The sequence below is a fragment of the Nostoc sp. genome (assembly GCF_036919675.1).
In the GTDB taxonomy this organism is placed as follows: domain Bacteria; phylum Cyanobacteriota; class Cyanobacteriia; order Cyanobacteriales; family Nostocaceae; genus Nostoc.
This window is the reverse complement of record NZ_JBALCP010000037.1, coordinates 187,739-213,639: the sequence shown is the minus strand read 5'-3', so window position 1 is coordinate 213,639 and position 25,901 is coordinate 187,739. Positions and strand designations below refer to the sequence as shown.

The following is a 25,901-nucleotide window of genomic DNA, read 5'->3' as shown; positions in this document are numbered from 1 at the left end:
TCCTTCAATCCCTGACGCTCGTAAGCGTTGCCTCAGCGACTATGCGTAGTGTCTGATATCATGTCCGCTTGATTACTTATTAAATAGACATGATATTATATGTGGTTTTGAGTTCTAGTTTGTCTACTACACCAAGTTTAAATCCGTTCTCAGCCTAAAAATATTTCAATTGGATTTGGATATTAGTGTTTGGGCCTGCGACCAAAAATGCTGCTTCGCTAAATTTGGGCGCTCTTGTGCGAATTTCTGGGTTGCTGGAAAATCCAAAGCCTTCCCTTGGTATACCAAGTCCATTTCTATTGAGAGTGCGGTCATTATTTTGATCCTGGAAGACAGCAACGGCATAACTACCTGCTTTCAAGTTCTCAAAGGTAATGATAAAGGGAATATCAGTAATCTTGGTACACTGCTTTTGTAAGACGCGATCGCGATCGCTAGGAAATCCTTCACTGCTTGCAAATAGACTGGCACACACTTGTCCTTCTTTATTCTTCAAGCCATCAATTTCCACGGTGAGTTTGCCGTTAAAATTAGCCTTGGCACTAAATGACCATGCCAGATTTCCCAGAACCGCCAATAACAGCATACTAACTCTCAATCCTCTAACCATAAAATTGTCACAAGGTAAAATAAGTTTTGCTGAAATTAAGTTTTCACTTTGATTTAGATCACGCAGATTGATCGTGACATTATTCGGTCAATACTCGCAAGTATCCTGGCATATTTCCTCTCTAGATTTGTCTGTATACACAATAGTCAGTATTCATGATTTATCTCTGCGAAAAGAATTTGTATCAAAAGCAACGCATATTTCCAATACCTATCCTGAGAGAGGAGATTGTCGAGCTATTTATAGAAGAATTATCACTTAGTTAAATCTGGTTGTCAGTGTAAACTCACAGGCGATCGCTATCTTAATTGATCAGCTGCACCAGTTGAGCAAAAATGCTCCGCATCCTGGCTTATCGTTAGACATCGCCTTGCCCATTAAGCACCAATCAGTAAGGGAAACATCTATCGAAACTTCCATACAAGCTTATAGCCTGAGTTAAATAGAATCGTAGTGGGAAACTTGGCTAACAAACCTAATTTCCTTAAATAAACCGGGTTTAGAGTACCTGTAATATGGGAAACTTGGCAATATTCCCTATAAATCAGATTCAAGATGAGTAACACAATTTCGGACATCGCGGTGAAGACCATCAACGGTGAGGATAAGCAATTAAACGACTACACCGGAAAGGTACTCTTAATTGTGAATGTGGCTTCCTACTGCGGTTATACTTCTCAATACGAAGGGTTAGAAAAATTGAACCAGAAGTATGGGGAAGCAGGGTTACGTATTTTGGGGTTCCCCTGTAACGATTTTGGAGCGCAGGAACCAGGAAGCAATCAGGAGATTGTGCAATTCTGCACGAGTAAATATGGTGTTACCTTTGAACTATTCGATAAAGTTCATGCCAAAGGCTCGCAGCAGCATCCACTTTATGAGCGACTTACCAAAGCAGTTAAGCCAACGGGAACTGTTGATTGGAACTTTGAAAAATTTTTAGTTAATAAACAAGGTGAAGTGAGCGCTCGATTTAATAGTAGTGTTCAGCCAAATTCACCAGAGATAATTGCCATAATTGAAAAAGAATTAGCACAATAGTCATTAGTGATTAGGTAAAACTTTCTGTACTATTGACTATTGAGTGTTAGCTCTGGACTGTTAAATTTATTTACATCCAGTCCCTTAATTTAGAATCTAGTCTCGATCAGTAGTTTAATTTATTTGTATCTAATTTGTTATGAACGTTGCAATCATTGGTTGTGGTTATGTTGGTTATGAAGTTGCTCAATATTGGCAGCAAAAGATGAATTTTGTTGTCAGTGTAACCACAACTTCCCCTGAGCGTGTCCCGGCACTACAATCAGTATCCCAAAGAGTTGTAGTAACCTGCGGTAATGACTTAGATAGTCTAAAATCAGTTTTGCACAATCAAGATGTTGTACTTTTGAGTATTGGTGCAAAAAATGGGGAAGTTTATGAAGAAACTTATCTACAAACTGCCCAAACTTTAATTTCATCCTTGCAGCAGATTCCGAGTGTGAAACAATTAATATACACTGGGAGTTATGCAGTTTATGGTGACAGAAATGGTGTGTGGGTAGATGAAGAAACACCGCTTGCACCCGCTAATCTAAATGCACAGATTCTCCGAAAAACAGAGGATGTACTGCTATCAGCATCTAGTGAAAATCTCCGCGTTTGTATCTTTCGCTTAGGAGGGATTTATGGAACTGGCAGAGAACTGTTGAAAATATTTAGCAGATATTCTGGTACAACCCGTCCTGGCAATGGCGAAGATATCAAAAATTGGATTCATTTGGATGATATTGTTGGTGCGATAGAATTTGCCCGTCACCGTCGTTTGCAAGGGATTTACAATTTGGTAGATGATGCACATCTCACCAGCCAAGACTTGCTAGAGCGCCTATTTGAAAAACATAATTTACCCAAAGTAAAATGGGATACTTCTATCAAAAGTACCCGCCCATATAATGCTTGGGTATCGAATGAAAAACTTAAAGAGGCTGGATACCAGTTAATTCATCCACAGATGATTTTTTAGCAAGGATTAAAAACTAGGAATTATGCAACCATCTACTGTAGCTAACACAATCAATTTGACAGCATCTCCTAGCCAGTTTTACAGTTGGCAGAATTATCGTTGTGCTTACGAAGTTCATCAACCAATTAATACAACACCTGAGGGTATTCCCTTACTGTTAATTCATCCTATTGGCGTCGGATTGTCACGGCAATTTTGGCAGCGATTTTGTCGCGAATGGTATAATACAGGTGAGCGTAATTCAATTTACAACCCTGATTTACTAGGATGTGGTGAAAGTAATATGCCTCATGTAGCTTACACTCCTAGTGATTGGGCAGAACAATTGCAGTACTTTTTACAAACAGTAGTCCAAAAACCTGTGATTGTAGTAGTACAAGGTGCTTTATTACCAGTTGCGATCGCATTAGTTCAAAAGGAATCAAACTTAATTGCCAGACTTGTACTCTCTGGGCCTCCAACATGGGCTTTGATAACAAATAAATCACCACAATGGCAGCAAAAAGTTCTTTGGAATCTGTTAGATTCACCTTTAGGGAGTGCTTTTTATCGCTATGCACGCACCCGAAAATTTTTACATTCTTTCTCGACTCGTCAACTCTTTGCTTCTGATAATGCTGTGGATGCAGAGTGGTTAGATACATTGCTTGCAGGTGCAGAAAATCCTGCGAGTCGCCATGCGGTGTTTTCTTTTTTAGCAGGGTTTTGGCGACAGGATTATACTAATTCTATCGCCTCTATTGGGCAACCAACATTAACGGTTATGGGGGAAACTGCATCGAGTATTAGCCAAGAAGGCAAAAAAGAAACGCCAGATGAACGCTTGGCTGACTACCTGTCCTGTTTGCCTCAAGGTCGAGGTATAAAAATAAATGGGCGTAATGTTTTACCATATGAATCAACCGCTGAATTTGTCGCAGCGATAGCTCCATTTATTAATGAAGTTTTTTAGCTGATTGATAGTTACATGATACTAGTCTTCCTATGATAGGTTATGACTGGAATTGATTACTTCAGGAAGCAAAATTATGTTCTCCGATCGCCGTGGACAACAGGTTCCCAATGTCAGTTTTCATACTCGTGATAACAACCAGTGGGTGGATGTGACAACCGATAAATTGTTTGCTGATAAGACAGTGGTTGTCTTCTCCTTGCCGGGTGCTTATACTCCGACTTGTTCATCAACTCATCTCCCTGGTTACAACGAGTTAGCTGGGATTTTAAAAGAAAATGGTGTTGATGACATTATCTGTATTTCTGTCAATGATGCCTTTGTGATGAATGAATGGGCAAAGGATCAAGAAGCAGAAAATATTACATTGATTCCCGATGGAAATGGTGAATTTACTGAAGGCATGGGAATGCTGGTAGATAAATCAGACTTGGGGTTTGGTAAGCGATCGTGGCGCTACTCGATGCTAGTAAAAGATCGTGTAATTAACCAAATGTTTATTGAGCCAGATGAACCAGGAGATCCCTTTAAGGTGTCCGATGCCGAAACAATGCTCAGATACATCAATCCTCAAGCAGTGAAGCCCGAAGTAGTTTCCCTGTTTGCGAAAGTGGGTTGTCCCTTCTGTGCCCGTGCTAAGGCGATGCTCAAGGAACATGGCATCAACTACGAAGAAATTACCTTGGGTAAGGATATCACCACACGCTCTTTACGAGCAGTTACAGGTGCGACAACAGTTCCCCAAGTGTTTATCGATGGTAAATTAATTGGTGGTTCTGAGGCACTAGAAGCTTACTTCGCTGCTAAGTAGATTTCAAGCGTAAGCGTTGCTCCTTGCAAAGCAGCGCTTACATCATTGTTGAGTGCGACGTATTAGTACTTATCTTAGTGATACTTGGAATTTTTAGAGTATCAAAAACTGATCAAAAGCTTTGTCTAATAAAGAAAATATATCAACATGCTTAAAAATGGTTTTAAATCTAATCGTGATAAATAAAAGAAGTTAACTGATGTAAAATCTCTGTCATTTTTAAGTTTAAGACAATGGTGAATCTCTCAATAATATCTGATTTGTCGTTTAGAAGGAGGTGTAGATACTTCATTTGTGAATCGGGGAACACCATCAACTTGGTACTCAAAATAAGGATTGCCAGGTGCTGTCTCTGCATCTCTACCACCATCTGCTCCATAAAGGGGAGTAATGCGGGCTGCTTCTCCAAATCTTACGTTGAGGATACTGTTTATTAATCTTTGAAATTTAAATGCATCTAACTCATTGATTCGACATGCTTGCCTCAGAACAACACGATTAAATTTGTTTGGTGTTCATGAGTCAAAGTCACTCAAACTGACTAATGATAGATGACATTGACAAACAATTTATACGTTAATTGATTACAACCGACTTAATATATAAAAAGTGAAAAAAGCCAATAAAGAGAGTCAGTCGCCTCTTGATTTTCTCAAAAACCTGTTGATTGCTCGTTGGCGATCGCTCTTACTCCTGTTGATAGGAGTCTATTTACCTTTGCAAGTTTTTGAAATCCTGACAGTGAAGATATGGCAGAATCAAGCTGGCTTCCCGTGGGATGTGCCTATTCTGTTAGCAGTTCATTCTACAGAAAACCCCCAGCTTGATGTTTTAGCAGTGACGCTAGCTATAATTGGGTTGCCTTGGACGGCGATACCGATTTTGGGTGCGATCGCACTAATATTACTACTTCAAAAACGCTGGCGATCGCTAGCTTATTTACTCACCGCCTCACTGGGAAGCATCATCATCAACCGCACAGCAAAGGAATTGATGCATCGAGTGCGTCCACAATTGTGGCAGTCCATTGCGCCTGAGTCTAGTTTTGCATTTCCCAGTGCTCATGCCATGACGAGTGTAACACTGGTAGCAATTTTGCTATTCTTAACTTGGGCTAGCTCTTGGCGCTGGTTGGTTCTCATGTTCGGCAGTTTATATGTAATAGCTATTGCGTGGTGTCGTCTCTATCTGGGGGTTCATTTTCCCAGTGACGTTCTCGCAGGTTGGATGGTTACATTAGGTTGGACAATTGGCGTCAGTCTAATTATCAAACCCTATAGAACTATAGCCAAATCCGTAGATGACGAACCCCCTAAGGATGAAACCACCTTACTCCCTGAAGAAAGGAAGTTGATAACTAAGGACTGATATTATGTCTGCTTAAAGACTTATTATTTAGGCTGACACACAGACACGGAGAGATTTTAATAATTAGTGATTAGCCGGACTCCTAAGGCCGCCGTACAAGGGATGGGGAAAGTGGAGAGTTGTTTTAACATGTTCCCCGTGTCAGCTTTTCGTTTGTATAGCCAAAGATTAAACAGAGTTAGTTCTCACAACTTAGACCAACTATCAAGGGATTTTCTAAGAAGTCACGCCAGTAATCTTCTGTGTATTGTTCTATAGCTTTTGGGGGAATTTCTATAGGATGCCATGCAAATTTCTTAAACCCAGCTTCCATCACAGCCCATTCATAAATGGATTGACTCCACATAAAATAGTTGATTATAAAAGGTGGCTCAGTGTGAAATTCAGCTTCAGAATAATAGCCATCTGATAAGGCTTCTTGTTTTAGCACTGTTAGCCCGTATTTTGTAGAATTCGATTTTTTCACAGAAAAATCTGGATTAATTGTAAGAGCAACTAAACGTCCGTTTTCCACTAAATTATTACGAATATTTTGGAACATTTTTAGTAAGTGTTCTTTATTTTCTGCATAATTCAGAAGATAAATTGCAGTTACGAAATCAAATCTACCAAGTTTGGGAAGTTTGGCAATATCGAACACTTGGTATTCATTACCTAGTGGGTTTTTCTGTTCATCCTGGCGTGCAACCTCTACCATTTCTTGTGATATGTCTACACCAACAACTTTTGCAGATCCTTGTTCTCTTAATAACCTGCTATAAAAACCTGTGCCACAAGCCAAATCTAAAATGGTTTTTCCTTGAAATTTATCAAGGATTTTGAAGAATGTGAAATTTTCAGCTATTGGCAATGTAGCTTTAGTTTTGAACTGCTCATAAGTACTACCAATATTATCATATAGCTCAGTCATCAGAATCCTCAATAGACTAGCGATCGTTCATTATCTATAAATACTCTATTTAACATTATAACTAATGCTAAATAGAGTATTTATAGTTGAAAACCAGATTATCTTTCTTTATCGGAAGTACTGGCGCAATATTAGATGCTGTAATTGCACCTACGACAATACAGCATCTAATATTGATTTGATCGTTGCACTTCAGAAAACTTAATCAGACTTTTGAGTTAGAATTTCTCCCGACTTCTGGCTCCTGAATACTCAAGCAAGAGGGTATTACAGGCGATTATGAACAGCTATATATGTCAATACGGTTGGGTTAGTGATATTTTGCCCCAGAAGATTCCCGCAACCCACGCCACTTAATCCACTTGGGGAAACCCCAGACGCTCTCTACCAGACGCTGCAAAACATCAAGTGAGCAGCAAGTGGAATATTTGCTCAGTAACCTCATGAAATATGGCGTTTTGATAGCTAGTGTTGTCGTTTTGGTGGGGGGATACTCTACTTGATTCATCACGGTGCTGAACCTGCTGGATATCACTATTTTTCAGGGAGAACCATCCAAATTCCGCTCACCAGTAGGTGTAGTAAAAGCAGTTTTATTAGGTAGCGAAGCGATCGCAGCATTATTCAACTCAGACTTTTACTACTAATTGTTACTCCAATTCTGCGCGTTTTTATTTCCCTATTTGCTTTCCTATTACAGCAAGAATTTATCTATGTGATTGTTACTTTATTGGTAATGGTTAGTCTGATTTACAGTCTTGTCGGAGCGTATTATTAGTAATATTTTCAAAGGTTAAGGGGTAATTTTAACCTTTTCCCCTTAACCTAAATGTATTGAAATGCAGCTAAAAAAAATTTCAAACTTATTATGAGCCTTGCAAAAGCTCATTGATTGAGCTTAGACTCTGTTAAATTTGTTTTATCATATAAGTTCTTAATAAGTCAATAGTTTCGGCTGAAAAATTGAGTAATCCCAAAGCATATAATAGGCTCGAAATTCCAATAAATAGAGCCAAAAATCTCCCAAAAAAACCGGGATTAATTTCAATAAAACCTAGTTTAGATTTCCCGATGACAGCAATTGTTATAAAAACAATTCCTGCTATTAAAAAGTTGCTATTTGGAGTTAAGTCTGTCATTTTCCGATTAAGATGCCTCAGTACTTCTATTGTAGCTATTATTAGTTCAAATTTCTGCCCCTGCTATATGTAAAATTATTCGGTCAGTTGTCCACAAAACGAGTGCTGTTCATGGGAGTGGGGATAGGGTCTTCCCTATTCCCCTTTTCTGAATGGAAGGATTAGTAGAGTTGCAACGGGAGCGAATCATCACCCTGATTTGCCTTGAGAAATCTGGAACATACCCAATGAATCGGTACACTTTGCGGCCATCCCTTGTGCATAGCCTCTGGGCAAATGACGTGCAGTGTTAGCTGACAATCTATAAGTTGCAGTCCCACTTTATGCACCTGTCTAAGTCCTTGTTCGATGATGGAGTTATTCATAAACTCGATCGCTTGGTGACATTGCACACAAACAATATGGTGGTGATGAGAACTTGATGTTGTGTTGAGTTCGTGGTGTTTGTGTGCTTGTGCCAATTCTACTTCTCGCAAAATTCCCATCTGTGTCATGATTTTCAGGGTGCGATAAACCGTAGACAAACTCATCCCCTCTCCACGCTTAAGAAGCAACAGGTATAGTTTCTCTGCACTCAAATGATTCCCTGCTGGCAGGTTTTGAAAGATTTGAAAAATCAGTTGGCGTTGTGGGGTTTGGCGATAACCTTTGGCGTTGAGTTCTGCTCTTAAGGAATTATCACTATACATAAGCACAACTGACTAGAGGAAAATCATTAATTACTGGCATCATTTGTGTAATAAAATTGAACTTGTTTATCAACAATCAAAAAGGATAGATTCTATTTTGATGATTTGAAAACTCCTCAAAATTAACGTTTACAAATTAGGACTTACGCAAACAATAGCCGAAAAGAAAGATTTTTAGGTAGGTGCAATTCATGAGTTGCCCCTACAGGGCGTGTAGTTTTGCGTAAGTCCTATAAATCTGGAATCAGAACCGAATAGAGGCTGAGTCAATCAAAACTTTTCACATCAGCACACATCAACGCATACAAATTACTTCAACAGGGGATATGGTGAAATTGCTAATTGAGAATCTAATTCTTTGCTGAAAACTTAACCATTTCCAAGCCGTTTTTAATTGTTCTTTTAGTCCGATCGCAGACTTACCAGCAATGGGAACAGAAACCGGATATGCTTGCTTTTGGCTAAAGGTGACAGCATAGATCATCGGGTTGACGAACTCACTGAAGCTCCAGCAAAATCCCGTGAAAAATGCGAAGATTAAAAATACTGCTGCAATCACACCAGCTACTTTGTGAACATCAAAGTTAACTCGCTTGGGATGGGCATTCCACTTGATTTTGAAGCCGGATATCAATCTACGCCAACCAGTCCAAAGGATAATGCCTGTAATGCTCATGAAGGACATCAGTAAACCAATAATGCCTACAAACTTATATCCCAAGTCACCGCCTAAAAGAGCATAGTGAAGTGGGTAGACGATTTCAAAAAACTTATCCACAAAACTGGGCTTTAAGTTATTGCCGAGAATCGCTCCTGTGTAAGGGTTAACGTAGTTTTCTATCCAGTCCTTTTCCTTGGTTTTCAGGACAACATTCATCGGCTGATTTGGCTTCGAGGGCAGATAAATAGCCTGGACTTTTGCGTCTGGTTAATTAGTATATGTCTTTTTCACAGTGTTCAGGACAACCATCAGGGGCAGTTGTTCACCTTGAGGAACAATTGTGCCAATGCGGCGCTGCTGCTCGAAGGTGCTAATTTCTGAGTGGAAGACTAATAGACTACCTGTCAAGCCGACAAGAATTGCAATCAGTCCCACCGCTAAACCAATGTAGCGGTGTAGAGTAAATACCAGATTGCGTAGTTTTTGAGAGTTCATGATCAATACCTTTTCTAAGCTTACATTCTGCCGAACAAATAAAGGATTCTGGTTGACAAGCTGTCAGATGTACCGGATCTGCTCAGTAAAAATGGTTCATCGGTGCGTAAATCGACAAGCGCGATCGTTGAGATAAAATAACCCCAAGCCTTGCCCTAGTCCTTTCAAATTTCCAGATTGAATTTCGGATGTTGTCCAGAGGTTGAAACTGTGTTAGGGCAAGTTGTTCAACCAATGACCAACAACACCAATAGTTAAAACTCCCAACTAATGGAACCCGTGATTGTAAACGGATTAGCTCTTTGAATAATAACTCTGTCGTAAGATAAGTCTACATAGTCCGTATCAAATAAATTACGGACATTAATCGCTGCCTTAAAACCATTTTTTTTGTAGTAAAGCGCCGCATCAGTCCGCAAATAATCTTGGAGTGTAAACGAGTTATCCAAATTGCCTTGCCGCTCACCCACATAAAACAGCCCCAAACCACCTCCAAACCCTTTCAAATCACCCTCTTGAATCTCATAGGTTGTCCAGAGGCTGACTTGATTTTCTGGTACACCGTTTAATCGATTACCTACAGGAATTACATTATCTTCGGTAACTTTTGCATCGGTATAGGTATAGGAACCGATTACCTTCAGCCCTGGCAAAATTTCACCCGCAATATCCAACTCAATCCCTCGACTCTGCTGCTCCCCAGTCTGAATGGAGAAACCTCGCAAAGCTCGTTCAGGATCGGGATCGGGGGTTAGCACATTTGTCTTAGTAAGCTGATAGGCAGCTAAAGTTGTCGAAAGCTTTCCGTCTAGAAAGTCTGTTTTGACACCGACTTCATATTGGGTTCCCCGGCTCGGCTCAAATGCCCTCCTATCCGGGTTAAATCCTGTAGACTGCCTAAAAGAGCGACTGTAGCTGGCATAAAGAGAAACCGTTTTGCTGGGCTGATACACTAAACCAATCCGGGGGCTGAAGGCACCATCATTTTGTTCCGTCTGCTCAGATCCTGTTGGTTCATCTTCATTGGACAACCAATCATAACGACCACCAAGCATGAGTTTCAGGTTATCACTAAACGCAATTTGATTCTGAAGGTAGACTCCGTATGATTGAGTCTTGGTCGTACCAGCAAAATTTAATGAATCAAATTCGGGTCTTGGAATATTGTAATTTGGGTTGAGGATATCGAGATTGGGTAAATTATTAATACTAGGGCTAAAGTATGCAAAATCTGTGAAAAAGCGGTTTATATCGAAGCCCACTAAAAGTTGGTGTGAAATCGATCCAGTATTAAATTTCCCCAACAGTTGCGCTCGGAGATGAATATTGTGCAGAGGATCAAGATTTATTTAAAGAGGTGAGAAATTATGAGTGCTTCAAATATTTGCACTTAGGAATAATCTCGCCAATAAAAAGAAAATCATTACCAGAAATAGCTAAAGTTGTGAGTATAAACTCAGCGAACGTCATTACATCATTTTATAGCCAATTAAAATTGGTCAATAAATGAATTAAAAATCCGAAGATTAAATCAAATCAAGAGAGCATTATATTGCATCATAGGAGTCATGACGTTGGAGCGAAAGTGGTAAGGTTGCTCTGGCGATCGCACTAAATGTTGCAATGCTTTCGGTAGTTCCCTGGAGGGATTGCCGATAAAGGACTGCAACAATGACTGTGTAGGTTAAAGACAATCTAATGTAATTTTAGTGACCTCATGGAAAATGCTCCCATAATATTCCTGATCTCATCAGAACTCCCAGGAAATAGTTCCTTGTAACGTTAGTGGGTCTCCTGGAAAAACGCTGAGGTTACGCTGAGCTGATGCATAATAATCAACATCGAACAGATTTCTAATGTTGAGCGCTACTCGGAAATTATTTCGCTCATAGAAAACAGCAGCATCAGTGCGTAAATAGCTAGGTAACTCGAACGTGTTTGCCAAGTCTCCCTGGCGATCGCCTACGTAGTATAGTCCTAAACCAAACCCCAAACCCTTTCTTAATGCATCACTGATGCGGGTTATCCGTTGCTCTTCAATCAACTGTCGAGGAATAACTTGAATCGACTGGGGAATATCGCGCAGAGGAGTGTCAGTCTTGGTAGGAGTTGAGGAATCTTCTATGCGATATCCATCTTGCTCACCTGTCACTACCAATTCAATCGGTTTATCTGTCTGAGAAGATGGTTGAGTTTGCTGTGTCTGACTTGCTGGCTGATTTAGTTCAGGTGTTGGTTGCGTTTGTGGTTGTGCTGGTGGTTGGCTAGAAGCAGTTTTTTTGGTCACTATAAGGAGTGTTTGCGTTGCATCAAGTACTGTTTAGGATTAACGCCAAATTTTTTCCTAAAAGCAGCAGCAAAGTGATTCCGACTGGCAAAGCCGATTTTCTGGGCAACTTCACTTACCTTCATTTCCCCAGTTTCCAGCAATTGATGCGCCTGTTCTAAGCGGTAATCGTGGAGATAAGCAAACAATGGTTTGCCAAATACCTGTAGAAACCCACGTTTGAGTGCATATTCATTGAGTTTGACTAAGCGTGCCAATTCTGCGGTAGAAGGTGGATTGTCCAGCTGTTGCAATAACAAGTCTCTGGCATAAAGAATCCGCTCTAATGTTTCCGGCTTTAACGGCTTCTGTGTCCGGCTTCCCATCTGAATTTCTGCTTCTTGCCCCAGCAGCAGTGCTAACAGTTCCAGCACCTTGCCTTCCAGGTACATCCGCTTGATGATGCCCTGGTAGGGACAATGCAAGATCCGCTGCACATTGTATTGCATCATGGGAGTCATGACGTTAGAGCGAAAGTAGAGGGGTTGCTCTGGCTCACGCACTAAATGTTGCAATGCTTTTGGTAGTTCCCCGGAAGAATTGCCGATGAAGGACTGTAACAATTCTGGTTCCAAATGCACACCCACCAACAGTTGCCGTCCCTGTGAAAACTCATTTTCTCCTCTAACAGCCATGCCACTGCCGCAAAAACCGTATTGTCCGCCTTCCATCTCATTAACTGCCCAAAGAGAGTTTCCCCTCCATTGCCCTGAAAGCATAAACCAAAACTCTAGGGGATGTGGATGGTCAATGCTTTGCATTATTAAATTGTCATGGCGCTGATAGCTTTCAATCTCCAACAATAAACTCTGTCGCAATTCAACTCTTCGAGAATATCCTTCTGCCAATGCCTGGGGACACTTGCAGGTAATATCTAACTCATCATCGGGGTCATTACTTTGTCGGGTTTCCTCAACTTCTTGCCAGAGTTCCTCGTGCGCCTGTTGTGAAATAGTGATGGTCATGATTAATCAAACTAGAATTTATTGAGATTAATTATCACTATTTCTTTAACCCTGCACAAGTTAGATGCTCGACTTTTCGCTACGGCTGGCTGTGACGCTCCTGCGTCGCTCTAAGCGAAGCTATGCCGTTCGCGCAGCGTCTCCTTTAGGAGAAGGCTTTACGCTACGCTATCGGTGACATGTCATATTTCAAAGCATCATTCATTCTTACCCTCACGATCCAATAAAAAGTTTAATTTTATACTTTTAAGTTGCTAATTTATAGCCTAATTACTATTGACAAAACTGATTTTTTCTTAAACTTCCACGAACGCTGAAGGATTAGCCCAGATTCTCCAAGAAGCGATCGCACTCATGCGCCTCTGGTAGAAATCAGTTATTGTTAAGTTGTAGCTGAGTTAAACCTAAATTTTGCTTTTTACTATTTTGCTGAAACTATTCAGTGGTAAAACTTTCAGCATCAAAAAGCCAAAATGTTATCACTCCTGTACTAGACTTTGATTTAATTTATATATTAAACTACACTAAGACGATAGGAATAGTGGGTTTTATGGAAAGCGTCCAAAACGTTAGTCAAGAGTTGAATGTAACAGGAGACACAACTCTGGAGGACTTACAACAATCTACTCCAGAAGATTTCAAAAAAGACATTTTCAAAAAACTCAGAGGTGGATTTTTTCTGGTACTGGGATATTTGTTGTCACCACTCTGTTGGTGGAATGACCTACTATTCAATCTGCCAATAGCTTATGCTTTTGGGTATGCATGTAGTTTACTTTCCCCAAAATTACTTTTACCTTGTTCAATTATAGGGTACTGGCTCTCTAATATTGTGGGAATTCTCTTGATGCAATTCGGTTCTAAGGACATTTTTCAAAAAGAACCTCAAGAGCATAACCTCAAGAAAGAATTATTCACTGGTTTAATTTCTTCAACAGCTTATACCCTGTTGATTATACTATTGATCCAGTTGAAGATTCTCGATTCTCCCATTTTATTCTCCAACGGTTAATTTAGTTTATCACGTTTCTACAAAGGAATCGGTTGTAGGGGCGCACATCTGTGCGCCCCTATATTTTATGTAGCAAATATTTCGTGAAAAAGAATATCAATTTTCATCAAATTTTAAAATTTCACTCAAATTCAACAATTTTGGAGTTTCCTTACTTACAATTAATGGTAGCTTTCCATTCCATTTTTCTATTGCTTGTCTTTGCAGAATTTCTGGAGTTAAACCGTCACGCAATAATCTATGTGCCTCTGCCTCTCCTTTTGCTAAATTAACTTTTGCCTCAGCCTCTTTTGTTGCTTTTAGTGCGATAAACTCTGCTTGTTTTGCTTCTTGTTCAGCAATCTGCTTCGCCTCCACCGCTTCACCAAATCGTTCTGAAAAATGGACATGAACTAGAGAAATATCATCAACTGCAACGTGATAGCTACCTAGTCGTGTGGACAATGCATCATCTACTCCACCTTTAACTTCTCCTCGCTTAGTAATAATTTCTTCAGCAGTATACTTTGCCATTACTGCTTTTAGTACTTCTTCAACTGCTGGGTTAATAATCCGAATGACTACATCTTGTTCATCTCCAATTTTCTGAAAAATGGCATTTGCTTCCTGGGGAATAATATGCCAATTGAGAGCGACATCGGTGAAAACATTTTGTAAATCTTTGGAAGAAGCCTCAGCAGAAATTTCCTGTTTTTGGACTCGAATACTCAGCTTTTTCACAGTATTGACTACAGGAATAATTAAGTGAAGTCCTTCTCCTAATATCTGGTTTTGGACTTCGCCAAATTTCATCAGTACACCACGTTCGCCTGCATTTATAATCACACAAGGCGTGAGAAAGATAGTTATCAGGAACAAAAGAGCAGTCAGTTTACCGGCACTGTTAAAAGTTGTATTTTTTCTCATCTGTATGAAACATGTATGCGTCTGGTGTAGAGACACATATTTAGGAGTTGTAAGCTTCTTCTGGTCATCCTCTTATAACTTTGGCTCTAAGTCAATTTTCATGTGACTCTAGCCAAGGTAACAAATCAGTATTACCAATAAGTAGCAAGTTCCTGACTGAGCAGTTAATCTGTTCAATGTACAGGCATATAGGTAAGCCACCAATGTGTACTTTACTACCCAAACTTGGAGATAGTGAAGGTTAGGGTAGCTTTATGTTTACCCAAATTACTGTAATAATATCGAAAAACCGTAGTATTTGAAAAGGTAAGTTTGCCCCCATTAGGCATCGCATCACCCAGACCAGAACGACTTTTTCTCCATCAGGACTTACGCACAGGTAACAGAAAATCGAACCACAGAGAAGCCAGTGCGCCCTTGCGGTTCCCCGACTTGAAGCAACTGGCGCGACGCAGAGAAGCCAGTGCGCCCTTACGGTTCCCCGGTACCCCTCCGGGGAAGCAAGCTACGCGCAGCGTCTCCGACAGGAGAAGCAACTGGCGCGACGCAGGGGACACGGAGAAATAAGAGTTTGAGAGGTTTTTTGCGTAAGTCCTATCCATAAAAAGCCCCACCGAGTGATGGGGATAGAGACTGATGAATTTTTGGCATCATCTCTCTTTAGGGTGCGCTTGGCGCAAGTCCTCTATCTATTCAATTCTTCTAATGCAGAGCTATCAGGGTTAACTGATGGACTAATGACATATTCAGGGTAGGCTGGTATACCATGCTCGTGTAAATCCAAACCTTCCAATTCGCCTTCTTTCGACACACGCAGTGTCCCTGTCAAATTTACCAAATACATCAACCCCATTGCCACAGCGAATGTAGACACAGCGATGATTAGGTTACCAATAACTTGTGCGCTCAACACTTGTATCCCTCCACCATAAAACAGACCTCTTAACGGTGCAGAGACATCAGGTGAGATGGGGCCAGTCGCGCCGAATTCACCAGTGGCAAACAAGCCCAGCGACCACGTTCCCCAGATTCCGCAAAAACCATGTACAGGAACTGCACCGATGGGGTCGTCAATACGAAGCCATTCCAAGAGTTCTATTCCTAGAACTACAACTACACCGGCTACCGCTCCAATGATGATAGAACCTGTCGGATTAACCCAATAGCAAGGGCAAGTGATCGCAACCAAGCCCGCCAAGAAACCGTTGACTGTGAAACCCAAATCCCACTTTTTTGTTTTCGGATAAACGAAAAACAGTGCCGACAGACCGCCTGCACATGCTGCCAAGGTAGTATTGGCGGCAACCCGTCCAGTTCCCACAAAGTCCATCGCTGAGAGTGTCGAGCCGGGGTTGAAACCGTACCAGCCGAACCACAGAATCAGACCACCAGAAGCAGCAATTACAAGGTCATGGGGTAACATCGGGCCGCCACCATCGCGTTTGAACCGACGACCTAAACGCGGGCCGAGGGCGATCGCACCTGCTAGGGCAATGAATCCCCCAATGGTGTGAACAACTGTAGAGCCTGCAAAGTCATGGAAGCCAATTCCCAAGAAAGGCAGGAAACCCTCTTTGCTGCCCATTGTTGCCAGAAAACCGTCTGGCCCCCAAGCCCAGTGTCCGATAATTGGGTAGATGAATCCAGAAACGCCAGTGCTGTAGAGAAGATCGCCAATAAACCCTGTCCGCCCAATCATCGCCCCAGAGGTAATCGTCGAGCAGGTGTCTGCAAAGGCGAACTGAAACAGCCAGAATGCCAGAAACGCTACACCTGTACTTTCATAAGTCGAGGCTGCACCTTGCAAGAAGAACCAATTCAGTCCAATCAAGCCGTTACCATGACTGAACATGAAGGCAAAGCCCCAGGCATAGAATAGTAACCCGCAAAGACAAGTGTCAACGATGCACTCCATCAAGACGTTGACGGTTTCACGAGAGCGACAGAAACCTGCTTCTAGCATCGTAAAACCTACTTGCATTGCGAATACTAGGAAGGCGGCTAGTAGCGTCCAGAGGGTATTAATTGGGTTAACGATGTCATTGCCTTTGAGTACTGGATCGGCTGCTAGAGCTGGTGTGACCATCAAATTGGGGATGAAGGCCAATACCATGAACAGCATCATGATCGCCATTGCCTTGCCCAGCAGTAGTAAGTAACCGTAGCGCCTCCATTCTGGGTCACGTAAACGCTGTCTTAATCGTGCCAACTTGTTAACTTGCTGACTTTGCCTAACAGTTATCGGCAATTTCTTCATTGTGGGCAATTGCTGATGCTTAACCCGGAAAAAGCCTTTCTTGACTGGGGTAGATTCCGCTTTCAGGAAAAAGTCCCAAAAGCTTGTTACTAAATAGAGAATTATGTTGAGGTAATTTAGACTTTTTTTTCCCAAAGAACTACAAGCTTTAAATAAGACAGTTTTTAGTCTGCTTCTTTTGTTATCCACTAAGTAAAACCTCCATCAAGGTAAATATTTTTCAACAACTAAAATCTCAATTCTCAGTCAAGCTGCTGAGGAAGAATATGAAGGTATTGATGCCAAATCAACTTGAACGTGATTGTTTCAAAATCGACAGACCATCACGTTACGATAGTTGTGGCGGCATCAACAACATTAACGAAGTTTTTCTGCAAGTCCTTAACCACATTTTTCTAATATCAAAAACCCTGATATTATGAAAAATCTGAATGTTCCCTTACAGGAATAAACTAATAAATTTGACTAATTTTTTATTTTATCTTTCCCGAAAACTGTATTTGTATTAAATAATACAGTTTTCGGGAAGGAGTCGCATGAAGTTACTCTCGCCACATCACATATAACAAATGTATCCTTTGTAGTAACAGTATTTACCGATATTAAGATAGAAACATCCAGAAGATTATTAATTTTATATACAACAAATCAAGAAGTTGTTACTTTTTAGCAAATCAATATTGTCACATTTTCGTCATAAATTTGTCATAGATTTGTCAAACAAATGTGCAGATATAACTGGTTAGCTGATAAAATCAGCTTATACTTGCAGCGCTCTTACCTCTTTACAGGTATAATATTCCCCGTTATTAAACATTTGAAGTTACGAAAGTTGAGAAGCTCTAAAGCTCATACTCAACGGGATCATTAAACGAAATCGCTAGCCGTTTAAGAAGTTGTTTGAAAAGTCTAATTTATTACTTGCCTTGGCGACTGGAAGTCGCACACCAGTTGGTTGTATTTTTATTTATCATCTGTGTGAAATATGTATGCGTCTGGCATAGAGACACATATTAGCTCATCTTTTTGTTTACTAAACTCATCAGCTGCTTATCCAAGCCGATAAGGTAATCTCTGCCGTAAGCCCCATTCTCTAAGCCTGTAACGAGATGATTGGGAATGTCTTGTCTAATTTCCTCGCTACAAGAACCAGCAGCTAGGGCGTAGGCGTAGCCCGTCGTAGACATCGCAGCTACTGTATCCACATCCCCAGTAAAAGCAATACAATCTTGTAAAAGTTCGCTCATGCTATCATTTCGCATCACCGCAGTAATCGCTGCCCTGACACTCATCCAAGCCTTTAAACTTGACTTTACCTGACCAGGGTTTAGACCACTCTCCAGATACATAACCTTCTAAAAACTGTCCTAATTTGCGTTTTGCTCCCAGTCGATAGATAAAATAATGTGACATCAAAGCAGCCGCAACCGCAGCATTGATCCCATCAGGTGTATTGTGGGTAATTGCCGCTTGAATTGTTGTCGCCTCAATGACTTTCTCTGCTGTCGGATAAATACCTATGGGCGCTGCACGCATTGCTGCCCCACTTTTATCACTGTCAGGGCGAATTTCGGTTAAAAATCCTGAATTCCTACTAAAAAATGGTAGAAGTTTCTAGCATAACCCTCTCTGGGGTCGCGTTTAAAGGCTCTAACAAAACTATCGGCTAAAACTTCTAGCGTCCACGCTGCTTGAGCAACAATCACTTCCGCAATGGCAATGCTCATCTGGGTGTCGTCAGTGTAAGTGCCAGGGATGAATCGAAAACGCGGATGTTCAACGTATCGACTCAAATCGTTGTTAACGATCATCTCGTTAGCATATTCAAAGCCTGCACCGTAGGCATCTGCGTAGGCGTAGCCCGCCGTAGGCATCGCTAACTCTAGCAGCATATTGGTATTAAACTAAAAACGGACGCGCCAGAAAGAAGCTAGAAACTGATTTAGCATCTACCGGCTCTCCTTCCAGAATAGCTTTCTCTAATTCTTCGGGAGTCAAAAACACAGTTTCGATATCCTCGTCTCCATCTTGTGGTGGTGGTATCTCCAGCTTTTCTAAATCTCGCGCCAGAAATGCATAGATAATTTCATCAGAATAACCAGGCGCTAGGAAAAATTCGCCTAGTTTGTCCCATTTATGGCCGCTATAGCCAGTTTCTTCTTCAATTTCACGCTGTATCGTTTCTAGGGGATCTTCATTTGGTTCTACAGTTCCCGCTGGAAATTCTAATATTCGTCCCTGAATTGCAAAACGATACTGGCGCACGAGTATAAGTTTGCCCTCTGATGTCACAGGCACAGCTAAGGCACCACCAGGGTGACGAATACATTCCCATTCTCCTTCCGCTTTATTCGGCAAACGCAAACGATTAACTTCAAAATCAAACTTGCGTCCTTTATAAAACAAGCGTTGTTTCAGCAGTTGTGGTAATTCTCTACCTAATGGCATAGTAAAATCTGATTATCTGTGAATACAGAGGTGAAATCAGCGTTCTTCTGTGTTTAAGGATGGTAATTTTAATTGTTCATCAATAAATGTACATCAGAACAGTCTACTTCTTTCAGCAGTTCTTTAATAACACACCCAGAAACTGGTTCTACCCAATCTGAGGCAATTTCTGCCAGTGGTACTAGCACAAAGGCCCGATCTCGCATTCGGGGATGGGGAATCTGGAGGTTTGGTGTATCCACAATCAAGTCATCATATAATAACAAATCCAAATCCAGGGTTCGTGGTCCCCAGCGTTCCTGACGCACACGCCCAAATTGTTGTTCGATTCCTAACAAAGCTTCTAATAACTGCTGGGGTAGCATTTCTACTTGCAATGTGACGCAGCCATTTAAGTAATCTGGCTGCTGTGGCCCTACTGCTTTGGTTTGGTACCAACTTGATCTGGCTTCTAAGAGAATACCTGGCGTTTGGACTAAAGTTTCGATAGCTGCTTCTAAAATTGTCTGTGAATCGCCGATATTACTACCAAGGGCAACAGCGCTTCGTCTGGGCTTGGCGTAGGCATAGCCCAACTCAGGCATCACACTCTCCTTAAGTAAGCTGTTTTCAGGCTGTGTTTGCGGATATCCAGAAAATGTCAATAGTTTTTATATTTCTAAAAATTATGATAATTGCAGTAGTTTTACAAAACTCACTCTAATATACATTATTATTCTATAGTGAGTTTTGTTAAGTATTTTATTGATCAAGCGTAGCAATCTAGCCTCTCCCACTCGTCTTAACTAAAGCTCAATTGATAAACTTTCGGTCTTTTTTTTATTGATATGGTAGCTAATTTGCATTACCATTTACTGTAGCAGGAAAGGTAATCAACCTGTTTAAAAACCTGATTGCTGTTTAACATGGAGACGCCGCACCTTGACAATTAAATCTATGGGGTTCTACTTTGTTGTTCTAGTGGCTTGACAATTTTTGTTAAGCAGCCTGAAAGTAGATAAAAGATTTACAGGAACTAGACGACTGGCACTTAACTCAAATCAATTTTGGAGTAATCCGACTACCGAGGGACACTCGGCAAGTAACGCTTAGGGAGAGAACCACCTCTGGTGAGAGTACCGCAAGTTGCTCTAATTAAATGGACTCGTTGAACTAAGAATCTCCGTGGCTTGAGCCAGAAGAGTGTCAAACTAACATAAAGATGGTGCTATAACCCTAAAGCTTATTGATAGTGGTTAAGTAGTTAGGACTTTATATAGAGGAATCAACGTATAAAAGCTTACCTCGTGTTTAAAGCGAAAACCAACTAATTAGAGTGACTCTAATCGGGAGGAACCGTGATTGCCGCTTGGTAATCATCATCAACACGAAGAATCGACAATTGAGATACTACCAGCACATCTGGCGCAGGCAAGGCAGTTACTGAGCAAAATGAAAATTTTACCATCTAGGATGAAGACCAATCAGGCAACTGGCGGTAAACCACTTTATCGTCGCTTATGGTTTTGGGCAGGCTTGGGTGTAGGTGGTGGGATAGTAGCTTTCATCTACGGCGTCAGTCTAATAGATCGCACTTTGCCAGATAAGGCCGAGCTAAACGCCGTGCTTAGAGAGCAAACACTGACCATTAAAGCTGCTGATGGAAGCATATTACAACAACAAGGTGAAGCCAGTAGAGAACAGCTAAAGCTAGAACAAATACCAGATAATTTAAAAAAAGCTTTCATCGCCTCAGAAGATAGAAGATTTAAGCAGCACAACGGATTTGATCCTCAAGGAATTGTGAGAGCAAGTTTGAATAATTTGCGATCGCAAGGTGTGGTAGAAGGTGGTAGCACCATAACCCAACAGCTAACGCGGATTCTCTTCCTGAAACAAGAACAGACAATCTGGCGCAAACTCAAGGAAGTCCGCCTCGCCCAAAAAATGGAGCAAGAATTAACCAAAGATCAGATTCTAGAGCGTTACTTGAATCTGGTTTATTTGGGAAATGGAGCTTATGGTGTAGCAGATGCAGCCTGGGTATACTTTAGTAAATCGCCAGATCAACTGTCACTCGCCGAAATGGCAACGATTGCTGGATTGGCTCCTGCTCCTAGCTTGTACGCCCCAAACAAGAATCCAGAAGCTGCAAAACGGCGGCGGGACTTGGTATTGCTACGGATGCAAGAGGATAAAATAATTACGCCAGAGCAAAGGCAGGCAGCAGTTCAGGAGCCACTAACCCTGAAAAGCAGTTTACCCAAGCGAGTGCAAGTAGAATCACCCTACTTTACTAGCTACATCCAAAAAGAATTGCCGAAGTACGTTTCTCCTAAGGTGCTAGCAAGTGGGGGTCTAGTAGTGGAAACCACGCTGAACCCAACTTGGCAGAAGGTAGCAGAAGAAGCAGTTGCTAAAACACTGCAAAATCAAGGACGCTGGGAGAACTTTAAGCAAGGATCAATGGTTGCCATTGACCCCCGCAGCGGTGAAATTAAGGCAATGGTTGGCGGAAAAGACTTTGGTAAAAACCAGTTTAATCGGGTTACTCAGGCACAGCGGCAGCCAGGATCGACATTTAAAGGGTTTGTATATGCCACTGCGATCGCTAGCGGTAAAAGCCCCTACGATACCTATGAGGATGCACCCATTGTTGTAGATGGCTATGAACCGAAAAACTTTGGTAAAAACTTCCACGGCTCAATGAACATGCGAGATGCCCTCACGCGCTCGATTAATATTATTGCGGTGAAGGTGCTGATTGATGTGGGATTTACGCCAACGATTAAACTTGCCCATGATATGGGGATAAAATCTGAACTCAGGCCCACTTATTCTTTGGCTCTCGGCTCCAACGAAGTGAATTTGCTGGAATTGACCAGCGCTTACGGCAGTTTTGCCACCCAAGGATTGCATACAGAGCCTCATGGTATTACTCGCATTCTCAACCGCCAAGGCAAAGTAATCTGGTCAGCTAATTTCCCGTCTAAACGCGCCCTTGACGCTGACAGTGCCGCCATCATGACTTGGATGCTACGCAACGTTATAGAAGCCGGGACTGGTGGTGCTGCTCAGTTAGATAATAGACCAGTTGCAGGCAAAACCGGCACCTCCGACGAAGCCCGTGATTTGTGGTTTATTGGCTACATTCCCCAGATGGTGACAGGGGTCTGGCTAGGTAACGATGACAACCACCCCACAGACGGCAGCAGTAGTAGTGCCGCTTATACTTGGCACGAATTTATGGAAAAAGCGGCAGAGGGGATGCCCGTAGAAAAGTTTCCCAAACGACCCAAGTTAGAAGGTCGCAAAGGCACTATCAAAGCCCAGTCCATCAAGCCCAAACAAGTGTTGAATCATTCTATTTCTGAGGATGATGACTCACAAGGGGAAAGTTCTACAAATTCTAATTCTGAGGATAGTGGTTCATCTAGAAGACGTAGAAATAGGAGGAGCTATTCTGAAGAAGAACAGCAATCTAGCGATTATACCCCAAGACGGAGAAGGCGCGATCGCAGCCAAGAATCAAGTTCCAGTAACTCTTCCTCAGAATCATCTACCCCACAGCGGCGATCTAGAAAAGTCGAATCTGATTCTTCTTCTCCCTCGCCTCGAAGAACTCGGCGATCGTTCTCTCCCGCAAATAGCTCCGGTTCTTCAGGTTCTTCACCCTCACAGCCATCCTGGCGGGATAGACTTAGACCGTCTCATGAATGAGGAGTTGGGTATTGGGCATTGAGCATTGGGCACTTGTACTGAGCGAACGCAAGAGCGTCTCGTAGAGAAGCCGTTGGCGCAGCCTCTCCAAGAGTTGTATTGAACATTGGGCATGGAGTAAAAATCCTGCTTTCCGTGTCCCTGCGTCCACATTTCTGTGCAATATCAAGTTGCTTAAACTTAACTACGGGGGGATGTTACGTGATAGGCTCATTTGATAGTGTGTTAAGTACTGTTATTTAACCTTGGAGAATATTCTCATGCATTTATTTATGCAGACAGCAGCACCAGGCATAGATGCTGCTCCTCATTTTCCCTTGGCTTTTACCTTGGTGTATGTCGTTGGTTTTGTTGCTGCTGTAACCATTGGTTCAATAGCTTGGTATAACTCAAAACGCCCCGCAGGTTGGGAAAGCAAAGAGCGTCCTGATTTTGTGCCTAAGGTCAATAAAGAAGAGACTCCGGGTCTGGGTGAACCGAAGCCATAAACAGTAATGAGTGATGAGTGCTGAGTGTCGAGTGCTTAGTTGTAAGTGCCAAACTTAAAAATCATCTATCTACAGAAGCGATTATTCGCCTCTTGTCAACTAATAACTAATAACTCATAACTCATAACTCATAACTCCCGGTTAGTTTTGCACTTCAACCCAACGGCGGTAAAGCTTTTGAATTTGTTTTAGAAGTTTAGTCTGAACTGGTTGAGTTGAATCATGCGGTTTGGCTATATCTTGCAATTCCGTTAGGAGTCTGGCTTCTTCAACGGCAACTTCACCATCGCTATAAATTAAGCCACTGATGGCTTCAATCAAGTTTTCACAATCTTCAAGGCTGGGGCGATCGCCTAAATACTCCTGCACCCAGTCATAGCACTCTTTTGGTTGTACAGGAACTAGTTCGTACAGCCAAGGCTTAATTTCTGGATCGTTAGCCAAACCCTTTGCTTGAGCTATTTCGCGCAGATATTGCCGTTCTTCTGGCTGGATTCTGCCATCGATCCAGGCTGCTCCAATCAGGATTTTAACTAAGTTTTTCACATTGGAAGGGGTAACCATTGCTGCCTCCTCTGGTAGATTCAGACCTCCATCAAATCGTACAATCCCAAACAGTATTCATTCGGAATTATTGGTTTTTCTTAAGCGCACCATAAAAAAGCCATCCATGTCCTGTCGATGGGGCCAGACTTTAAACCAACCTTGAGGCATGGTACGGGCAGAATCAGGGAACTCAAAGCCGCTGGGAGACTCAATTTGCCAATCAGGTGACTCAGCTAAAAATGCCAAAATCACTTGTTCATTTTCTGCTGGATGCAATGTACAGGTAGCATAAACTAGTACACCACCAGGTTTGACAAAAGTAGATGTATGTGTTAATAATTCTTTTTGCAGCAGCGAAAGTTCTCGGACAGATTCTGGTGTCTGTCGCCAACGAGCATCAGCATGACGGTGCATGGTTCCCAAACCAGAACATGGAGCATCCAGTAATACGCGGTCTGCGGTGTTTTTAAATTGGGCAAAATGACGACTGTCACCAGTGTAAATTTGAATAGATTGTAAATTCAGCCGTTGAGAATTTTCTTGGAGTTTGCGAAGACGAGAAGGAGTGCGATCGCAAGCCCAAATTTTCCCCTTATCTGCCATTAATTCAGCGATGTGGGTTGTTTTACCCCCTGGTGCAGCACAGGCATCAATTACCACCTCACCTGGTTGGGGGTCGAGCAAATGACTTACCAATTGGGCACTACTATCTTGTACAGTCCACCAACCCTCTCTGAAACCAGGTAGTTTTTGAATTGACCCAGTACTACCAATCAATCGTAAAGCTTGGGGTAAATGAGGAATCCGTCTCACCAAAATACCAGCAGATTGCAAAGCCGTCTCAACTTCCTCAATTGAAGTGCGAAGGGGGTTGATACGCAAGTCAATTGTTGGTGATTGGTTCATCCATTCACATAATTGTTCTGTCTGGGCCAAACCTAATTGTTCTAACCAAACTTGAATAATCCAGTTAGGAAAGCTGTGTAAAATACCCAAGCGTTCCACCTGACCTGGAAAAGTTAACGCGGAACCTAACCCCCCAGCCCCCTTCCTTAGTAGGGAAGGGGGAGAATTCAAAACCTCTTCCCTACTAGGGAAGAGGTTTTCCAGATTGGGTGAAAAGTCAAAGCGTTCCACTGGGTTTTCTGGAAGTTGTAACGGATCTGCCTTTATCTTTTCTGCAAGGCGGATGTACTGGCGTAATAGACCATTAACAAAACCTGTGAGTCCAGAAAAACCGTTTTCTTTAGCGAGTTGGACGGTGGTATTAACAGCAGCTGAGGCGGGAATACGCTCTTGATAGCGCAGTTGGTAGAAGCCCAGATGTAAGATGGTGCGGAGGTCTTGTGGTTGTTGATGAGATTTCTTTTTAGCGAGTTGATCAATGAGACTATCAAGAGTGCGCTGCCTTCTGACGCTCCCATAAACCAATTCTGTCACCAAGCGGCGATCGTTATCAGCCAAATTAACTTTTTGCAGCACTCTATCAAGGGCAACATCAGCATAAGCCCCCTTATGAACATCTCGCAGGGCGATAAAAGCTAGTTGACGGGGGTTTGTCATGGAAACATGAGTCAGGAGGCTTTTGTATTTTAACTCCCAACTCTTGTACAG

Annotated in this window: 25 protein-coding genes and 4 pseudogenes; 11 read left to right on the top strand and 18 right to left on the bottom strand. The window is 41.9% G+C overall.

What is annotated here, in order from left to right:
- Positions 1-154: 154 nt before the first annotated feature.
- The gene (locus V7K49_RS07460; protein WP_442942145.1) at positions 155-586 is read right to left on the bottom strand and encodes a DUF2141 domain-containing protein; all 432 of its coding nucleotides are present in this window, start codon (positions 584-586) and stop codon (positions 155-157) included.
- A 579-nt stretch (positions 587-1,165) separates the two neighbouring features.
- On the opposite strand from V7K49_RS07460, the gene V7K49_RS07455 reads away from it, so the two are divergent.
- The 5 genes from V7K49_RS07455 to V7K49_RS07435 all read left to right on the top strand — a co-directional run bounded on the left by V7K49_RS07455 (position 1,166) and on the right by V7K49_RS07435 (position 5,746).
- Positions 1,166-1,651: a glutathione peroxidase gene (locus V7K49_RS07455; RefSeq protein WP_334864722.1), complete on the top strand. Its 486-nt coding sequence runs from the start codon at positions 1,166-1,168 to the stop codon at positions 1,649-1,651.
- Between the two features lie 139 nt (positions 1,652-1,790).
- Positions 1,791-2,615 carry an SDR family oxidoreductase gene (locus V7K49_RS07450; RefSeq protein ID WP_335205060.1) on the top strand — a complete coding sequence of 275 codons (825 nt, stop codon included), beginning with the start codon at positions 1,791-1,793 and terminating at the stop codon, positions 2,613-2,615.
- A gap of 22 nt (positions 2,616-2,637) precedes the next feature.
- Positions 2,638-3,567: an alpha/beta fold hydrolase gene (locus tag V7K49_RS07445; RefSeq protein ID WP_335205059.1), complete on the top strand. Its 930-nt coding sequence runs from the start codon at positions 2,638-2,640 to the stop codon at positions 3,565-3,567.
- Between the two features lie 76 nt (positions 3,568-3,643).
- Positions 3,644-4,378: a redoxin family protein gene (locus tag V7K49_RS07440; RefSeq protein ID WP_335205058.1), complete on the top strand. Its 735-nt coding sequence runs from the start codon at positions 3,644-3,646 to the stop codon at positions 4,376-4,378.
- A gap of 609 nt (positions 4,379-4,987) precedes the next feature.
- Positions 4,988-5,746, top strand: a complete 759-nt coding sequence (locus V7K49_RS07435; RefSeq protein ID WP_335205057.1) for a phosphatase PAP2 family protein — start codon at positions 4,988-4,990, stop codon at positions 5,744-5,746.
- A 178-nt stretch (positions 5,747-5,924) separates the two neighbouring features.
- Here the strand turns inward: V7K49_RS07435 and V7K49_RS07430 are convergent, their stop codons facing one another.
- Positions 5,925-6,656 carry a class I SAM-dependent methyltransferase gene (locus tag V7K49_RS07430; RefSeq protein WP_335205056.1) on the bottom strand — a complete coding sequence of 244 codons (732 nt, stop codon included), beginning with the start codon at positions 6,654-6,656 and terminating at the stop codon, positions 5,925-5,927.
- Between the two features lie 398 nt (positions 6,657-7,054).
- Here V7K49_RS07430 and V7K49_RS07425 point away from each other — a divergent pair.
- Positions 7,055-7,434 (top strand): annotated as a pseudogene (locus tag V7K49_RS07425) (DUF1634 domain-containing protein); the annotation flags it as partial.
- Positions 7,435-7,564: 130 nt separating this feature from the next.
- Here the strand turns inward: V7K49_RS07425 and V7K49_RS07420 are convergent.
- The 4 genes and pseudogenes from V7K49_RS07420 to V7K49_RS07405 form a co-directional block, all read right to left on the bottom strand.
- Positions 7,565-7,795 (bottom strand): hypothetical protein, encoded by a 231-nt coding sequence (locus tag V7K49_RS07420; RefSeq protein WP_335205055.1) that lies wholly within the window; start codon positions 7,793-7,795, stop codon positions 7,565-7,567.
- 161 nt (positions 7,796-7,956) lie between these two features.
- The gene (locus V7K49_RS07415; RefSeq protein ID WP_442942146.1) at positions 7,957-8,484 is read right to left on the bottom strand and encodes a Fur family transcriptional regulator; all 528 of its coding nucleotides are present in this window, start codon (positions 8,482-8,484) and stop codon (positions 7,957-7,959) included.
- Positions 8,485-8,779: 295 nt separating this feature from the next.
- A pseudogene (locus V7K49_RS07410) lies at positions 8,780-9,640 on the bottom strand (PepSY-associated TM helix domain-containing protein).
- Positions 9,641-9,894: 254 nt separating this feature from the next.
- Positions 9,895-10,902, bottom strand: coding sequence for a TonB-dependent siderophore receptor (locus V7K49_RS07405; protein WP_335205054.1), 1,008 nt, complete (start codon positions 10,900-10,902; stop codon positions 9,895-9,897).
- A gap of 32 nt (positions 10,903-10,934) precedes the next feature.
- Between V7K49_RS07405 and V7K49_RS07400 the strand changes: the two are divergent.
- A pseudogene (locus V7K49_RS07400) lies at positions 10,935-11,130 on the top strand (IS701 family transposase); the annotation flags it as partial.
- A gap of 57 nt (positions 11,131-11,187) precedes the next feature.
- Here V7K49_RS07400 and V7K49_RS07395 read toward each other — a convergent pair.
- The 3 genes and pseudogenes from V7K49_RS07395 to V7K49_RS07385 form a co-directional block, all read right to left on the bottom strand.
- Positions 11,188-11,334, bottom strand: coding sequence for a hypothetical protein (locus tag V7K49_RS07395; protein WP_335205053.1), 147 nt, complete (start codon positions 11,332-11,334; stop codon positions 11,188-11,190).
- Between the two features lie 56 nt (positions 11,335-11,390).
- Positions 11,391-11,639, bottom strand: a pseudogene (locus tag V7K49_RS07390) (TonB-dependent receptor domain-containing protein); the annotation flags it as partial.
- Positions 11,640-11,926: 287 nt separating this feature from the next.
- A complete protein-coding gene (locus tag V7K49_RS07385; RefSeq protein ID WP_335205052.1) occupies positions 11,927-12,931 on the bottom strand; it encodes a helix-turn-helix transcriptional regulator in 1,005 nt (334 codons plus the stop codon).
- 550 nt (positions 12,932-13,481) lie between these two features.
- Here V7K49_RS07385 and V7K49_RS07380 point away from each other — a divergent pair.
- Positions 13,482-13,943: a hypothetical protein gene (locus V7K49_RS07380; RefSeq protein ID WP_335205051.1), complete on the top strand. Its 462-nt coding sequence runs from the start codon at positions 13,482-13,484 to the stop codon at positions 13,941-13,943.
- Positions 13,944-14,039: 96 nt separating this feature from the next.
- On the opposite strand, the gene V7K49_RS07375 is transcribed toward V7K49_RS07380, so the two are convergent.
- Positions 14,040-14,849, bottom strand: a complete 810-nt coding sequence (locus tag V7K49_RS07375; RefSeq protein ID WP_335205050.1) for a prohibitin family protein — start codon at positions 14,847-14,849, stop codon at positions 14,040-14,042.
- A 312-nt stretch (positions 14,850-15,161) separates the two neighbouring features.
- Here V7K49_RS07375 and V7K49_RS07370 point away from each other — a divergent pair, with 312 nt between their 5' ends.
- A complete protein-coding gene (locus V7K49_RS07370; protein WP_335205049.1) occupies positions 15,162-15,416 on the top strand; it encodes a hypothetical protein in 255 nt (84 codons plus the stop codon).
- 118 nt (positions 15,417-15,534) lie between these two features.
- Here V7K49_RS07370 and V7K49_RS07365 read toward each other — a convergent pair whose 3' ends face one another.
- The 6 genes from V7K49_RS07365 to folK all read right to left on the bottom strand — a co-directional run bounded on the left by V7K49_RS07365 (position 15,535) and on the right by folK (position 20,138).
- A complete protein-coding gene (locus V7K49_RS07365; protein WP_335205048.1) occupies positions 15,535-17,295 on the bottom strand; it encodes an ammonium transporter in 1,761 nt (586 codons plus the stop codon).
- Positions 17,296-18,119: 824 nt separating this feature from the next.
- A complete protein-coding gene (locus V7K49_RS07360; protein WP_335205047.1) occupies positions 18,120-18,353 on the bottom strand; it encodes a hypothetical protein in 234 nt (77 codons plus the stop codon).
- A 4-nt stretch (positions 18,354-18,357) separates the two neighbouring features.
- Complete coding sequence (locus tag V7K49_RS07355; protein ID WP_335205046.1) at positions 18,358-18,642, bottom strand: ADP-ribosylglycohydrolase family protein; 285 nt, start codon at positions 18,640-18,642, stop codon at positions 18,358-18,360.
- 38 nt (positions 18,643-18,680) lie between these two features.
- Positions 18,681-18,998, bottom strand: coding sequence for an ADP-ribosylglycohydrolase family protein (locus V7K49_RS07350; RefSeq protein WP_335205045.1), 318 nt, complete (start codon positions 18,996-18,998; stop codon positions 18,681-18,683).
- 7 nt (positions 18,999-19,005) lie between these two features.
- Entirely contained in the window at positions 19,006-19,554 is a 549-nt protein-coding gene (locus V7K49_RS07345) for an NUDIX hydrolase (RefSeq protein ID WP_335205044.1), read from the bottom strand.
- Between the two features lie 68 nt (positions 19,555-19,622).
- Positions 19,623-20,138, bottom strand: coding sequence for a 2-amino-4-hydroxy-6-hydroxymethyldihydropteridine diphosphokinase (folK, locus tag V7K49_RS07340; protein ID WP_334868514.1), 516 nt, complete (start codon positions 20,136-20,138; stop codon positions 19,623-19,625).
- Between the two features lie 847 nt (positions 20,139-20,985).
- Between folK and V7K49_RS07335 the strand changes: the two genes are divergently transcribed.
- Both V7K49_RS07335 and psb35 read left to right on the top strand, forming a co-directional pair.
- On the top strand, positions 20,986-23,253 hold the full coding sequence (locus tag V7K49_RS07335) for a transglycosylase domain-containing protein (RefSeq protein WP_442948653.1): 2,268 nt from the start codon (positions 20,986-20,988) through the stop codon (positions 23,251-23,253).
- 260 nt (positions 23,254-23,513) lie between these two features.
- Entirely contained in the window at positions 23,514-23,741 is a 228-nt protein-coding gene (gene psb35 / locus V7K49_RS07330; RefSeq protein ID WP_334868510.1) for a photosystem II assembly protein Psb35, read from the top strand.
- Between the two features lie 141 nt (positions 23,742-23,882).
- Here the strand turns inward: psb35 and V7K49_RS07325 are convergent, their stop codons facing one another.
- Both V7K49_RS07325 and rsmB read right to left on the bottom strand, forming a co-directional pair.
- A complete protein-coding gene (locus V7K49_RS07325) occupies positions 23,883-24,305 on the bottom strand; it encodes a tellurite resistance TerB family protein (RefSeq protein ID WP_273769603.1) in 423 nt (140 codons plus the stop codon).
- A gap of 57 nt (positions 24,306-24,362) precedes the next feature.
- Positions 24,363-25,850, bottom strand: coding sequence for a 16S rRNA (cytosine(967)-C(5))-methyltransferase RsmB (gene rsmB / locus V7K49_RS07320; protein WP_335205042.1), 1,488 nt, complete (start codon positions 25,848-25,850; stop codon positions 24,363-24,365).
- Positions 25,851-25,901 lie beyond the last annotated feature (51 nt).

Bases quoted from the DNA above. Each gene is read 5' to 3' on its own strand.
- V7K49_RS07350 (WP_335205045.1), bottom strand. From the start codon at position 18,998: ATGCTGCTAGAGTTAGCGATGCCTACGGCGGGCTACGCCTACGCAGAT.
- folK (WP_334868514.1), bottom strand. From the start codon at position 20,138: ATGCCTGAGTTGGGCTATGCCTACGCCAAGCCCAGACGAAGCGCTGTT.
- V7K49_RS07415 (WP_442942146.1), bottom strand. From the start codon at position 8,484: ATGTATAGTGATAATTCCTTAAGAGCAGAACTCAACGCCAAAGGTTAT.
- V7K49_RS07455 (WP_334864722.1), top strand. From the start codon at position 1,166: ATGAGTAACACAATTTCGGACATCGCGGTGAAGACCATCAACGGTGAG.
- V7K49_RS07380 (WP_335205051.1), top strand. From the start codon at position 13,482: ATGGAAAGCGTCCAAAACGTTAGTCAAGAGTTGAATGTAACAGGAGAC.
- V7K49_RS07375 (WP_335205050.1), bottom strand. From the start codon at position 14,849: ATGAGAAAAAATACAACTTTTAACAGTGCCGGTAAACTGACTGCTCTT.
- V7K49_RS07450 (WP_335205060.1), top strand. From the start codon at position 1,791: ATGAACGTTGCAATCATTGGTTGTGGTTATGTTGGTTATGAAGTTGCT.
- V7K49_RS07385 (WP_335205052.1), bottom strand. From the start codon at position 12,931: ATGACCATCACTATTTCACAACAGGCGCACGAGGAACTCTGGCAAGAA.
- V7K49_RS07360 (WP_335205047.1), bottom strand. From the start codon at position 18,353: ATGAGCGAACTTTTACAAGATTGTATTGCTTTTACTGGGGATGTGGAT.
- V7K49_RS07325 (WP_273769603.1), bottom strand. From the start codon at position 24,305: ATGGTTACCCCTTCCAATGTGAAAAACTTAGTTAAAATCCTGATTGGA.
- V7K49_RS07460 (WP_442942145.1), bottom strand. From the start codon at position 586: ATGCTGTTATTGGCGGTTCTGGGAAATCTGGCATGGTCATTTAGTGCC.
- V7K49_RS07335 (WP_442948653.1), top strand. From the start codon at position 20,986: ATGAAAATTTTACCATCTAGGATGAAGACCAATCAGGCAACTGGCGGT.
- V7K49_RS07430 (WP_335205056.1), bottom strand. From the start codon at position 6,656: ATGACTGAGCTATATGATAATATTGGTAGTACTTATGAGCAGTTCAAA.
- V7K49_RS07355 (WP_335205046.1), bottom strand. From the start codon at position 18,642: ATGCGTGCAGCGCCCATAGGTATTTATCCGACAGCAGAGAAAGTCATT.
- V7K49_RS07345 (WP_335205044.1), bottom strand. From the start codon at position 19,554: ATGCCATTAGGTAGAGAATTACCACAACTGCTGAAACAACGCTTGTTT.
- rsmB (WP_335205042.1), bottom strand. From the start codon at position 25,850: ATGACAAACCCCCGTCAACTAGCTTTTATCGCCCTGCGAGATGTTCAT.
- V7K49_RS07420 (WP_335205055.1), bottom strand. From the start codon at position 7,795: ATGACAGACTTAACTCCAAATAGCAACTTTTTAATAGCAGGAATTGTT.
- V7K49_RS07445 (WP_335205059.1), top strand. From the start codon at position 2,638: ATGCAACCATCTACTGTAGCTAACACAATCAATTTGACAGCATCTCCT.
- V7K49_RS07440 (WP_335205058.1), top strand. From the start codon at position 3,644: ATGTTCTCCGATCGCCGTGGACAACAGGTTCCCAATGTCAGTTTTCAT.
- psb35 (WP_334868510.1), top strand. From the start codon at position 23,514: ATGCATTTATTTATGCAGACAGCAGCACCAGGCATAGATGCTGCTCCT.